At 57.2% G+C, this 13,872-nt stretch carries 5 protein-coding genes and 3 rRNA genes; 5 read left to right on the top strand and 3 right to left on the bottom strand.

Features of this window, described 5'->3' with window-relative positions; genetic code table 11:
• Positions 1–231: 231 nt before the first annotated feature.
• The 5 genes from FrondiHNR_RS12475 (at position 232) to FrondiHNR_RS12495 (ending at position 7,886) form a co-directional block, all read left to right on the top strand.
• Positions 232–1,173 carry an ABC transporter substrate-binding protein gene (locus FrondiHNR_RS12475; protein WP_279353097.1) on the top strand — a complete coding sequence of 314 codons (942 nt, stop codon included), beginning with the start codon at positions 232–234 and terminating at the stop codon, positions 1,171–1,173.
• Positions 1,174–1,206: 33 nt separating this feature from the next.
• The gene (locus FrondiHNR_RS12480; RefSeq protein ID WP_279353098.1) at positions 1,207–1,971 is read left to right on the top strand and encodes an amino acid ABC transporter permease; all 765 of its coding nucleotides are present in this window, start codon (positions 1,207–1,209) and stop codon (positions 1,969–1,971) included.
• Positions 1,968–2,705 (top strand): amino acid ABC transporter ATP-binding protein, encoded by a 738-nt coding sequence (locus FrondiHNR_RS12485; RefSeq protein ID WP_279353099.1) that lies wholly within the window; start codon positions 1,968–1,970, stop codon positions 2,703–2,705. The genes FrondiHNR_RS12480 and FrondiHNR_RS12485 overlap by 4 nt, the downstream gene beginning before the upstream one ends.
• Before the next feature lie 194 nt (positions 2,706–2,899).
• On the top strand, positions 2,900–4,975 hold the full coding sequence (locus FrondiHNR_RS12490) for an HSP90 family protein (RefSeq protein ID WP_279353100.1): 2,076 nt from the start codon (positions 2,900–2,902) through the stop codon (positions 4,973–4,975).
• A complete protein-coding gene (locus tag FrondiHNR_RS12495; protein WP_279353101.1) occupies positions 4,968–7,886 on the top strand; it encodes a tetratricopeptide repeat protein in 2,919 nt (972 codons plus the stop codon). Before FrondiHNR_RS12490 ends, FrondiHNR_RS12495 begins: the two co-directional genes overlap by 8 nt.
• A gap of 267 nt (positions 7,887–8,153) precedes the next feature.
• Here FrondiHNR_RS12495 and rrf read toward each other — a convergent pair.
• From rrf to FrondiHNR_RS12510, 3 genes are all read right to left on the bottom strand, one after another.
• Positions 8,154–8,270, bottom strand: a 5S ribosomal RNA gene (gene rrf / locus FrondiHNR_RS12500).
• A 216-nt stretch (positions 8,271–8,486) separates the two neighbouring features.
• Positions 8,487–11,627 (bottom strand): 23S ribosomal RNA (locus FrondiHNR_RS12505).
• A gap of 560 nt (positions 11,628–12,187) precedes the next feature.
• A 16S ribosomal RNA gene (locus tag FrondiHNR_RS12510) occupies positions 12,188–13,710 on the bottom strand.
• The 16S, 23S and 5S rRNA genes sit together here, the layout of an rRNA operon.
• Positions 13,711–13,872 lie beyond the last annotated feature (162 nt).

Here is a 13,872-nt window from a genome sequence, read left to right on the forward strand (position 1 = left end):
AAAACCCCACCAATCAATATCAATCCCATGACAATCCAAGAAAAGCGGAGTATTTTACATATTGTTACGGGAGATAACACCCCCGTAATTTCACTGTGCGCACCATATTTGGGAGAATGGTAGACGGTTCGCGCGGAAGGCACGTTTCTATCGGCGCTAACCCCGAATCCGCTCCGCCTCGCACGCTACAGCCCAGAGGCCCCCCCAATTTATTAACAAGAGAGACCTGTCGTGAAACTATCCGCCATCACCCGCTTGGCCGCGTTGCCCGTTGCGATTGCCCTGGCCGCCACCCTGGCCGCCTGCAGCAGTGATGCCGCTGCCCCCGACTCCACCCCCACCAACGCGCTTGAGGGGAGCGACCAGGCGTCGCTGAGCAAGTACACCACGGCAGACGTGACACCGCTCGACGAGATCGATATCTCCAAGCTTGGCCTGATCACCGACGGCACCCTCCTGGTGGGAACCCTTTCGGACGCCCCGCCCAACATTTTTATTAACGAGGCCGGCGAGTTCACGGGTTTTGATAACGAGCTGCTCAAGGCGATGGCCCAAAAGCTCGGCCTAAAAATTGAGTTTGCCTCCACGGATTTCTCCGCCCTGCTGGGTCAGGTGCAGAACAAGAGCTTTGATGTGGGGTCATCCTCCATCTCGACAACCGATGCCCGCCGCGAGAACGTGGGCTTCACCAACGGCTACGACTTTGGTTACATGGCACTCGTAACCCGGGACGACGCCTCAATCAAGAGCTTTGACGACCTCGACGAGAATGCCCGCATCGCGGTGGTGCGAGGCACGGTTCAGGACGACTACGTCACCAACACCCTTCAGCTCGAAGCGGTGAGCTTCCCCGACTACAACACGGCCTACGCCAACGTGCGAAACGGCCAGGTTGACGCCTGGGTTGCTCCCTCTAATCAGGCCGAGGGTCTGGTGGTGGAGGGTGATGGAACAACCATTGCGGAGTCTGTGATCAACACACAGAACTTCATGGCCTTTGCCGTCAACAGCGACAACCAGCCCCTCATCGACGCCCTCAATTCGGCTCTCGACGCGGTCATCGCGGACGGAACCTGGGGCACCCTGGTGGCCGAGTGGTACCCGGGACGCGCGCAGCCTCTCGACTGGACACCCGGTAGCGCGGCGGCCCTCGTACCCTCTCGGGTGGGTTAACAAACCACCACCCCGGGGGTAGTACAGTAAACTATGGACGCTTTCCAACAGCTCCTCAACACCTTCTTTGATTGGGAAGCGATGGCTAAGGTTGTGCCGTCGCTTCTCACGGTTGGCCTTCCCAACACACTCCTGCTCGCGAGCCTCTCCGGCGTTTTTGGTACCCTCCTGGGGCTTGTCTTGGCGGTGATGGGAATCTCCCGTAACCGCCCCCTGCGGTGGCTCGCGCGTATCTACACGGATATTTTCCGCGGGGTGCCGGCCGTAGTGATCATCCTCCTCATCGGGCTCGGGTTTGGCCCGATCGTCCGGGAGCTCACGGGAAGCACCAACCCGTTCCCTCTGGGAATTCTTGCCCTCTCGCTCATGGCCGCCGCGTATATCGGAGAGATTTTCCGCTCCGGCATCCAGAGCGTTGATAGGGGACAGCTCGAAGCCACCCGCGCCCTCGGTTTTGGGTACGGGGCTTCGATGCGTCTGATCATCATTCCCCAGGGCATCCGCCGGGTGCTTCCCGCGCTGGTCAACCAGTTCATCTCACTCATCAAAGACTCCTCCCTGGTGTATTTTCTGGGGCTGCTCGCCAGCCAGCGAGAAATCTTCCGCATCGGAAACGATGCCGCCGCCAACACGGGTAACCTCTCGCCCCTTATAGCGGCCGCCCTGCTCTACCTGGTACTCACGGTGCCGCTCACCCACCTGGTGAACTTTATCGATCACCGGATGCGCCACGGCCGCCCCGAGAAGGGCCCTCAGCAGGCCGCCCCCACAGTTACGAGCGATGGAGTTACCCCGTGAACGACATTCACTCGGTCTCATTGACCGCCAAAAACCTGCACCTCTCCTTTGGTCACAATCACGTGCTGCGCGGAATCGACCTGCACGTGGGCAGAGGAGAAACGGCATCCGTTATTGGCCCCTCCGGTTCGGGAAAGTCCACTCTGCTGCGCGTGATGAATCGCCTGATCGAACCCGACCAGGGCGATATCCTGCTCGACGATCGCTCGATACTCAAGGATGATCCCGATAAGCTGCGTCAGCGCATGGGCATGGTTTTTCAGCAGTTTAATCTCTTCCCCCACAAGACCGCCCTGCACAACATTACGCTCGCTCTGCGCAAGCTTCGTGGCATGTCGCGAGACGAGGCCGAGGCCGTGGCCCTGGAGCATCTCGATCTGGTCGGACTAAAGCACAAGGCGGAGGCCCGACCCGGCAACCTCTCCGGCGGGCAGCAGCAGCGTGTGGCCATCGCCCGCGCCCTCGCGATGAGCCCCGACATTATGTTCTTTGACGAGGCCACCTCCTCACTCGACCCCGAGTTGGTCAAGGGTGTGCTCGCGCTCATGGCCGATCTGGCGTCAACCGGCATGACCATGGTTGTGGTCACCCACGAGATGGGCTTTGCCCGGGGCGTCTCTCATAGCGTGACCTTTATGGATGCCGGCGTTGTGGTGGAATCGGGACCTCCCGCGCAGATTTTTGAGTCTCCAGAAAGCCCGCGGTTACAGGCGTTCCTCTCGGACGTGCTATAGGCCCGGCCTCGACCAGAACTCAGCCCGCGGCACTCGGCGCACAAACACGGAGCCTTCCCGGATGTATCGCGTATCCGCCCTGAGCAGAATTCCCAGTATTCTACACACTAGACGGGTAGAATTATGCTCGTTTGGAGACCAACCTCCGCCGCTGCCGAGACCCCTGTACGGGGTCCCCAAAGGAGTCACGCTACATGCCCACACCCCCAACATCTGCCACACCGTTTCAGGTTGATCTCCGTGGCGTTGTTGACCTCCTCAGCCGCCATATTTACTCGAGTCCACGCGTTTTCTTACGTGAGCTTCTACAAAATGGGCGCGATGCCGTCTCGGCTCGCCACAAAGAGTTCCCGGACGCCCCGGCCGGCGTCCTCCAGATTATTCCCCTCGGAGTTGCTGCCGACGACGTCACGGACGCTGCCGACGACGTCACGGACGCTGCCGACGAGGTCACGGACTCAGCCCTCAACGGCATCGCGGGCGACGGCGCAAATACATTTGTGTTCCGCGATAACGGCATTGGCCTTACCCGGGCTGAGGCCGCCGATCTGCTCGCAACCGTGGGCCGCAGCTCAAAGCGCAACGCTAGCCCTACAAGCCGTGAGCCCCACCTCGGCGATACCTTCACTTCCATAGATGGCGGTCAACGCGACAGCGTCCTCAACATGAACCGCGACGACTACCTGGGTCAATTTGGTATCGGGCTGCTCAGCTGTTTTATGGTGGCCGACGCCATCACGGTGCGCAGTCGCTCCGCCCGCGGCGGGCTGCCTATCGAATGGGTTGGCAACGCCGACGGAACCTTCACCCTTCGCGAACTCACCGAGGAGGAAGCCGCGGGCCTTCCGGTGGGAACAGAAGTCCACCTCACCCCCAGGCCCCAGGACACCTCGCTGCTTCAGGAACCGCAGGTTCTCACCCTGGCCCAAGATTTTGGTCAGTACCTCAACCTGGTGGTGCAGGTGGCCACGTCCTCCAGCCAAAACAGGTGGGTCACCCTCAACCAGGATCCTCTCTTTAGCTCTCCCTTCGAGCGTCCCAGCGAGGAACTTCTTGAGTTTGGAAAAGACCTCTTGGGAAAGCGCCCCCTTGACGCTATCGAGCTGGTTGTCCCGGGAACAGCAACACGCGGAACCGCGTTTGTGCTGCCCTTCAGCCCTCGCCCCGGCAGCCGACAGGCGCATCAGGCGTACCTGGGCGGCATGTTACTGAGCAAAAACGTTGACGATCTCCTCCCCGAGTGGGCCTTCTTTGTGCGCTGCGTCATCGATACCACGGGTCTGCAACCCACAGCCTCTCGCGAGTCGTTTGTAAAAAACGAACAGCTTGAGAAAACCCGCGAGGCCATTGGCTCGGCCGTGCGCCGCTGGATCATGCTTCTTGCCACCACCGACCCGCACCGCCTGCAGGAGTTCATCCAGATTCATTCGCTCGGGCTTAAATCTCTTGCCGTACACGACGACGAACTGGCCCACGCTCTCATCGGATGGCTCACCATTGAAACCTCTCTGGGCACCATGACCATCAACGACTTTGTGAGCGTTTACGGCACGCTGCGCTACACCGCCACGGTCGACGAGTTCCGGCAGCTCGCCCCCATCGCCTCCGTCAATAACCCCATCGTTAACGGCGGCTACATCTACGACAGCGACCTTCTGCGCCGACTCCCCCATGTGCTTGACGGTGTCACGACCGAACAGGTCACCGTGGCGGGCGAACTCGACACGCTTGATTCCCCACCCCTCGCCGATCGCGAACGCGTGGTCGCCCTGGAAAACCGAGCGACCGCGCTTCTCACGGGTGTTGACACTCGCGTGTCGGTACGCACGTTTCACCCGCACGATCTTTCGGCGCTGTACGTGGCCGACCCGGCGGTGCTCCGTCGCATCGAACGCAGCCGGGCCGCAACCATTGCCCCGGGCCTGTGGTCGCAGGTGGTCTCAACCGTCAATTCCCTCTTCACGGCCCAGGAAGACGACGAACCGGCCGCCGCGGATCAGGCCCAACTCTGCCTCAACTGGGCCAACCCCCTTACCCGCAAGCTTGCGGACATGAGTGACGAGGTTGTGTTCCAGCGCAGCATCCAGCTTCTCTACGTGCAGGCTCTTCTTGCGGGCCACAGGCCCCTGGGCAGCGCCGATCGAGCGATGCTCACCACCGCCATGTCAGACCTCATCCAACTGAGCGTTGGCCTCGACTGGGACGATAATAATCTGGATAACCCGGGCGGCACCAGCAACACACCTCCCCAGGAGACCCCCAATGAATAACCCCTACGACGCCGACTACCCCATCATCCACCAGATCGATCAGCTTCCCTACGGCCCCGAGTCGCGTGCGCTCATTGACCAGGCGATCCAGCAGGCAGAAGAGACCAACGATAACGTGTTGGGCTACGCGGCCCGTATGCGCCTGACCGAAACGGCCCACATGATGGGTGACACGGATGCCATGCTGAGTTCGTTTGGCTGGTGTCTGGGGATGCACGACAGTGACCCCGTACAGTTTCCGCTCAGCACCGAAGCGGGAGAAGAGCTACTCTTCCACTACAAGTGGATGCCCGGCAGGCTCACCACAAACCCGGGCTTCAGCCTGCAGCAGATTGATGACATCCATCACGATATGGAGCGACGTTACCGCGAAGCGGGCGCCAGCCAAAACGGGGTGCTGCAATCCAAGTTTTCAACCGCGATGTACACCGGTCGTTTAGAGGATGCCCGTGCCCTGCAGGCCGCCCGCAACGCCACCGAAGAGGACGACTTCAGCCACTGCGCCGCCTGTGTGCGCAACGAGGATGCCTGGTTCGCCCAGCTTGATGGCAACGAGGAAGAAGCCATCCGAATCTACGACGAGATCTTCGACAATAACCTCAGCTGCGGAGAGGAACCCGAAACAAGCGAGGGAGAGGTGCTGCTCCCCTACCTGCGGGCGGGTCGCTGGACGGATGCTCGAGCGGCGCACCTGCGTAGCTATCGTGTCGCCCGTTCCAGCCCGGACATGTTTAGCGTGGTTGCCAACTCACTTATCTTCTGCGCAATAACGGGCAACGAAGCGCGGGGCCTGGCGCTACTCGAACGCAATATTCACAATCTAGCCAACGATCCGCTTAATCGTTCCGCTCACTTTGAAGGTCTTCTGGCTGTCGGGGTGCTCCTCGACGCGGTAACCGCCGCCGGATACGGTAGCGAGACTGTTCGCGGTGCAGAATCTCGTGCGCTCACAAACATCTGGGGAGAATCCCCCTCCGGCAACCCTGCCGCCCACGCACACCCCGAGGAGTCCCCCTCCAGCAACCCCTCCGCCGCTTCTCACCTCCCAGTGAGCGCCCAGGGAACGTTGTGGACTGCGGAGACTCTCGCTCCCGTAGCCTGGCGTGCCGCGGAAAAGCTAGCGGTCGAGTTTGATGCCCGCAATGGCAACGACTTCTTTACCCGCCGTCTAGTGGAAGCGCGGGCTCTTCGCGATGAGCACTACGATGTGCCCCTCGATAACGACACCTTCCGCGCGCCGGAACCCACGGCGAACATCCCCACCACCGCTGAAGGGTGGTGCGAACGAGCCATCGTATTCCTCATGTCGGGAGAGGCTGACGCCGCCAAATCCGCAATCGAGGAGGGGCTCCGCCTTCCCATTGACGATAAGAGGGCCGCGCTTCTCGGCGCATCAATCAGGGTACAGCAGGCGCTAGGCAATCCCACCGGAGCCGAGGAGGCTCACAACCAGCGGGTAGCCGAGCTTCGCGCCTCGGGCCGCACCGGCACCGCGGATCTCGAGCAGCGCCTGGGGATGTTTCTCTACGAGGACAACAATCCGCTGCGCGCCAATATTCTGCGTGACGAGCTAGAGAAGGCTCGCCAAAACGATAGTGACGACGAGGTGGTGGTTGAGCTTTTGGTCACCAATGCCGAGGCGGTGCTCACCGGCAACGACCGCTCCGCCTCTCTGGAGTGGGCTCACGGGCTGGTGAGCGAGGCGCTTACCCGCACCACGGTATCCGACCCGCACGGAATTCAACCCTCTATTCGCCTCTTATACGCCCACCTTCTCCTGAACCTCAATCGTGTGGAGGAGGCTCTGGTCGAGTTGGACGCGCTCACCGACAGCACCCAGCGCCCCCGTGTGCGGATTCCCGCGCTCACAATACGATCTCAGCTCTATGGTGCCACCAATAACGGTGATGCGGGTGCTGCCCTGGGCGACGAACTTATTTCTTTGCAAACGTCGTTTGGAAACCGAACGGGCACAATCACAGCGTGTATTCTCACAGCGTCTTTGCTGAGCAGCGCAAGCCGCAATGCCGAAGCCGCCCAACGTATCCGTTATGCGCTTACCCAGGCGAAGCTCGCGGAGTACTCCGATACCGCAGGTCTCAGTATGCTGCTCGGCCGTTACCTGCACTACTCGGGAGAACCGGATATTGCCCTGGAGCATCTTGATGAGGCATATCGTGCCATGCTCCAAAGCGATACCGACCCCGCTGTTCTTGCCGATATTCTCTACCTGATGGGGGAGGCTTCTCGTGCCATCGGCGAAGACGGGCTGGCCTTTGGCGCATGGCAGGAGGCCTGGGAAAATGCCACAGCCGCTGAAGACAACCCCCAGTTATTGAGAGTGGGCTTTGCCCTCGGCACGCTTCTCTCCCGATACAACAACGAGGACGCCCTCACTATTTTTGCCGCCACGGTTGAAACCGCTCGCGTGCTTGATGACCCTCAAACTCTTGCGATCGCACTCCAGCACCTCGGGGGCACCCAGGGTCAATTTGAACAGGAAGAGGGACTGACCTCTCTCGACGAGGCCCTCAGCATCGCCTCACAGCTTGAGTCCCCCTGGTTAGTGGCGGATATCACCGACACTAAAGCCCGTGTGCTTCACGCTCTCGAACGAGTGGAGGAGGCCGCAAGCCTGGCCCTGCAAGCAGCCGACGGATACGCAAGCGCGCTTGATGCCGATGCCGCCGCTCGCTCTGAACTTTTTGTTGCTCGCCTGCTCGCGGAAAAGTCTCGCTCCGACGAGGCTGCGGCCATGTATCAGTCTGCCAGGGAGCGGGTTTCGACAGAATCGGAAATATGGGTTACGGTCTCGCTCGAGCTTGCCGAGGCGCTTGAGGCGCTGGGCCGTCACAGTGAAGCCGCCGTAATCCGCGCAGAGGTAGACACACAGTCGTCATCTCGTGAGTGAGGTCGACACCCACCAGTGGGTGGTCTCTACTACCTGTCGAAGGAGACATCGATCAACCCGCACGGCTCCCGATACTGTTCTTATAAGGCATGATGGCGTGCGTGGCGATGTGTCTATTCGGGCTGGTTGGGCCCTGGCTGGTTGGGCCCTGCTTTCTTGTTATTCGGTTGCTGCTCGTTGGGAATAAGCACAGCAGGAAAATTATTTACTCTTAAACACGTGAAGGGAATCCCTGTTTACTCGGGATTCCCTTCACGTTTAATTTTTGTTCGGCGGTGTCCTACTCTCCCACACGGTCCCCCGTGCAGTACCATCGGCGCTGTGAGCCTTAGCTTCCGGGTTCGGAATGTCACCGGGCGTTTCCCTCACGCTATAACCACCGAAACACTCGTGATACAACCAACCACCCACACCCCCACACACAAGGAAGAGGGGCGGGTTCTGGAGTAATCAACAACATGTTCCAATCACACATTATTTACTTACATCAGTTCTTGATCGTCTATCAAGAACCACAAAGTGGACGCACACAACACACAACAATAACTGTCTTACACAACCCCACCACCACCATAAAATACAGGCGGGGTGAGTAAAGAATTTTTTAAGTAATCGGCCTATTAGTACCGGTCAGCTCCACACGTCTTTAGTCCGTGCTTCCACATCCGGCCTATCAACCCAGTGATCTACTGGGAGCCTCACCCCCACAAGGGGGATAGAAATCTCATCTCGAAGCCGGCTTCCCGCTTAGATGCTTTCAGCGGTTATCCATCCCGAACGTAGCCAATCAGCAATGCACTTGGCAGCACAACTGACACACCAGAGGTTCGTCCAACCCGGTCCTCTCGTACTAGGGTCAGATCTTCTCAAATTTCTTCACGCGCGCAGCGGATAGGGACCGAACTGTCTCACGACGTTCTAAACCCAGCTCGCGTACCGCTTTAATGGGCGAACAGCCCAACCCTTGGGACCTACTCCAGCCCCAGGATGCGACGAGCCGACATCGAGGTGCCAAACCATGCCGTCGATATGGACTCTTGGGCAAGATCAGCCTGTTATCCCCGAGGTACCTTTTATCCGTTGAGCGACAGCGCTTCCACAAGCCACTGCCGGATCACTAGTCCCGACTTTCGTCCCTGCTCGACCTGTCAGTCTCACAGTCAAGCTCCCTTGTGCACTTACACTCAAAACCTGATTACCAACCAGGCTGAGGGAACCTTTGGGCGCCTCCGTTACTTTTTAGGAGGCAACCGCCCCAGTTAAACTACCCATCAGGCACTGTCCCTGAACCCGATTAGGGCCCGAAGTTAGATATTCACTATGACCAGAGTGGTATTTCACTTGTCGACTCCACACACACTAGCGTGCATGCTTCACAGTCTCCCACCTATCCTACACAAGCCACACCGAACACCAATACCAAACTATAGTAAAGGTCACGGGGTCTTTCCGTCCTGCTGCGCGTAACGAGCATCTTTACTCGTAATGCAATTTCGCCGAGTTCATGGTTGAGACAGCTGGGAAGTCGTTACGCCATTCGTGCAGGTCGGAACTTACCCGACAAGGAATTTCGCTACCTTAGGATGGTTATAGTTACCACCGCCGTTTACTGGGGCTTAAATTCACAGCGTCGAACCCAAAAGATTCTAACCGTTCCTCTTAACCTTCCAGCACCGGGCAGGCGTCAGTCCGTATACATCGACTTGCGTCTTCGCACGGACCTGTGTTTTTAGTAAACAGTCGCTTCCCACTGGTCTCTGCGGCCCTACCACGCTTCCCCCAGCAAGTGGGTTCACGTGTCAGGCCCCCCTTCTCCCGAAGTTACGGGGGCATTTTGCCGAGTTCCTTAACCATGATTCTCTCGATCTCCTTAGTATTCTCTACCTGACCACCTGAGTCGGTTTCGGGTACGGGCGGTTCAAACCTCACGTCGATGCTTTTCTTGGCAGCAGAGGATCACTGACTTCATCACTTAAGACTCCCCATCAGATCTCAGACACTTAAGAGCGGCGGATTTACCTACCACTCGTCCTACATCCTTAGCCCGGGACAACCATCGCCCGGGATCAGCTACCTTCCTGCGTCACACCTGTTAATACGCTAAACGCACTAGATAAGGGGTCGAGCGTTATCCCCACACCCACACCACCCCGAAAGGTGACACAGTATGTGGTCTTAGGACTCTTAGCACTACTAGATTGTTTCGGACGGTTTTTCACCGGTACGGGAATATCAACCCGTTATCCATCGACTACGCCTGTCGGCCTCGCCTTAGGTCCCGACTTACCCAGGGCAGATTAGCTTGACCCTGGAACCCTTAGTCTTTCGGAGGACGGGTTTCTCACCCGTCTTTCGCTACTCATGCCTGCATTCTCACTCGTGTAGTCTCCACGGCTGGGTCACCCCGCCGCTTCACAGCCCACACGACGCTCTCCTACCCATCCACACGGCTGGACCACGAAGGCCTACCCATGTATGAATGCCACAAATTCGGTGGTGTGCTTAAGCCCCGTTACATTGTCGGCGCAGAACCACTTGACCAGTGAGCTATTACGCACTCTTTCAAGGGTGGCTGCTTCTAAGCCAACCTCCTGGTTGTCTAAGCAGCTCCACATCCTTTTCCACTTAGCACACGCTTAGGGACCTTATTTGGTGATCTGGGTTGTTTCCCTCTCGACTATGAAGCTTATCCCCCACAGTCTCACTGCTACGCTCTCACTTACCGGCATTCGGAGTTTGGCTGACGTCAGTAACCCGGTAAGGCCCATCGGCCATCCAGTAGCTCTACCTCCGGCAAGAAACACGTAACGCTGCACCTAAATGCATTTCGGAGAGAACCAGCTATCACGAAGTTTGATTGGCCTTTCACCCCTATCCACAGCTCATCCCCTCAGTTTTCAACCTAAGTGGGTTCGGCCCTCCACGACGTCTTACCGTCGCTTCAGCCTGGCCATGGATAGATCACTTCGCTTCGGGTCTAGAACACGCAACTCAATCGCCCTATTCAGACTCGCTTTCGCTACGGCTACCCCACACAGGTTAACCTCGCTACGTATCACTAACTCGCAGGCTCATTCTTCAAAAGGCACGCCGTCACACCAACAAGGGTGCTCCGACGGATTGTAAGCAAACGGTTTCAGGTACTATTTCACTCCCCTCCCGGGGTACTTTTCACCTTTCCCTCACGGTACTTGTTCACTATCGGTCATCTGGGAGTATTTAGGCTTATCAGGTGGTCCTGACAGATTCACACGGGATTTCTCGGGCCCCGCGCTACTTGGGATACACTCACACGCCAAGGAACACGCATTTCGGATACCGGACTCTCACCGTCTACGGTCGACCTTTCCAAGCCATTCTCCTATACGCTCCCTGTCACGCTAGAGATCCGGCAGAATCCCTCCAAGCGTCCCACAACCCCACACATGCAACCCCTGCCGGGTATCACACACACATGGTTTAGCCTCATCCATTTTCGCTCGCCACTACTCACGGAATCACATATTGTTTTCTCTTCCTGCGGGTACTGAGATGTTTCACTTCCCCGCGTTCCCTCTACCCGCTCTATACATTCAAGCGGGAGTCACCAGATACCCCGAAAGGTCCTGGCGGGGTTTCCCCATTCGGACATCCTCGGATCACAGTTCGTTTATCAACTCCCCGAGGCTTATCGCAGATTACTACGTCCTTCTTCGGCTCCAGATGCCCAGGCATCCACCGTTCGCTCTTAACAACTTAAAAAATCACATGAATAAAGAACCAAAAAACATGAAACTCACACCCATCACCACAAAAGCAACAAGCGCAAACCATGCTTTTCAGACCAATACAATCAAAAACATTGTTTAAGATCAAAAATTATTGTATGAACACACACAACACACCAGCCCTCAATACGCCACACCCCATCAACCCTCAAACAAGAGCCAACAAAACATAACCATCAAAAACAAAAATGATGTTGCGCGCATTCACGATGCTCGCGTCCACTGTGTAGTTCTCAAAATACGATCAACACCCCCCACCACACAAAACACACGTTCCATGTCACAAGAGGCCTGATACATGAAGATACCAAACCAAACCGGTCTAGTCCCTCAGGACCCAATAGTATGCACACACCCCCACTACCAAACACACACGCCACACTTTCCCCACCACGAACCCGAAGTTTCCCTCGAACCCATGACCGTACTCACATCACGCGCACACCCAATACCAGGATAACTGTTATATGTTCCACCCAGTGCCGGCAAGAACACACTCGGCTCTTCAACCAACACCATAAATATTCTCCTTAGAAAGGAGGTGATCCAGCCGCACCTTCCGGTACGGCTACCTTGTTACGACTTAGTCCTAATCACCAATCCCACCTTAGACAGCTCCCTCCCAAAGGGTTAGGCCACTGGCGTTGGGTGTTACCGACTTTCATGACTTGACGGGCGGTGTGTACAAGGCCCGGGAACGTATTCACCGCAGCGTTGCTGATCTGCGATTACTAGCGACTCCAACTTCATGAGGTCGAGTTGCAGACCTCAATCCGAACTGAGACCGACTTTTTGGGATTCGCTCCACTTCACAGTATCGCAACCCATTGTATCGGCCATTGTAGCATGCGTGAAGCCCAAGACATAAGGGGCATGATGATTTGACGTCATCCCCACCTTCCTCCGTGTTGACCACGGCAGTATCCCATGAGTTCCCACCATCACGTGCTGGCAACATAGGACGAGGGTTGCGCTCGTTGCCGGACTTAACCGAACATCTCACGACACGAGCTGACGACAACCATGCACCACCTGTATACCGACCTTGCGGGGCCACCATCTCTGGCAGTTTCCGGTATATGTCAAGCCTTGGTAAGGTTCTTCGCGTTGCATCGAATTAATCCGCATGCTCCGCCGCTTGTGCGGGCCCCCGTCAATTCCTTTGAGTTTTAGCCTTGCGGCCGTACTCCCCAGGCGGGGAACTTAATGCGTTAGCTACGACACAGAAACCGTGGAATGGCCCCTACATCTAGTTCCCAACGTTTACGGCATGGACTACCAGGGTATCTAATCCTGTTCGCTCCCCATGCTTTCGCTCCTCAGCGTCAGTTACGGCCCAGAGATCTGCCTTCGCCATCGGTGTTCCTCCTGATATCTGCGCATTCCACCGCTACACCAGGAATTCCAATCTCCCCTACCGCACTCTAGTCTGCCCGTACCCACTGCAGGCTGGAGGTTGAGCCTCCAGTTTTCACAGCAGACGCGACAAACCGCCTACGAGCTCTTTACGCCCAATAATTCCGGACAACGCTTGCACCCTACGTATTACCGCGGCTGCTGGCACGTAGTTAGCCGGTGCTTTTTCTGCAGGTACCGTCACTTTCGCTTCTTCCCTACCAAAAGAGGTTTACAACCCGAAGGCCGTCATCCCCCACGCGGCGTTGCTGCATCAGGCTTGCGCCCATTGTGCAATATTCCCCACTGCTGCCTCCCGTAGGAGTCTGGGCCGTGTCTCAGTCCCAGTGTGGCCGGTCACCCTCTCAGGCCGGCTACCCGTCGTCGCCTTGGTAAGCCACTACCTCACCAACAAGCTGATAGGCCGCGAGTCCATCCTCAACCAAAAAATCTTTCCACTCCCAGACCATGCGGCCAGAAGTCATATCCAGTATTAGACACCGTTTCCAGCGCTTATCCCAGAGTCAAGGGCAGGTTACTCACGTGTTACTCACCCGTTCGCCACTAATCCACTAGAGCAAGCTCCAGCTTCATCGTTCGACTTGCATGTGTTAAGCACGCCGCCAGCGTTCGTCCTGAGCCAGGATCAAACTCTCCGTAAATGCATAAAAAGCAACAACCCCACCACCCACACAAGTGAACAGCACAGCTGCGCTAAACATAAAACAACACCACACACCCCCACAACAGCGAAAGCATGCAGCATCACGAGTTCAAAACTGACACACAAATCAAAAACTGACTTGCATAATCAAATAAATAAA

It is taken from the genome of Lysinibacter sp. HNR (assembly GCF_029760935.1).
GTDB lineage: Bacteria > Actinomycetota > Actinomycetes > Actinomycetales > Microbacteriaceae > HNR.

Excerpts from the sequence above, each read along its gene's own strand:
- FrondiHNR_RS12480 (WP_279353098.1), top strand. The coding sequence starts at position 1,207 with ATGGACGCTTTCCAACAGCTCCTCAACACCTTCTTTGATTGGGAAGCG.
- FrondiHNR_RS12495 (WP_279353101.1), top strand. The coding sequence starts at position 4,968 with ATGAATAACCCCTACGACGCCGACTACCCCATCATCCACCAGATCGAT.
- FrondiHNR_RS12490 (WP_279353100.1), top strand. The coding sequence starts at position 2,900 with ATGCCCACACCCCCAACATCTGCCACACCGTTTCAGGTTGATCTCCGT.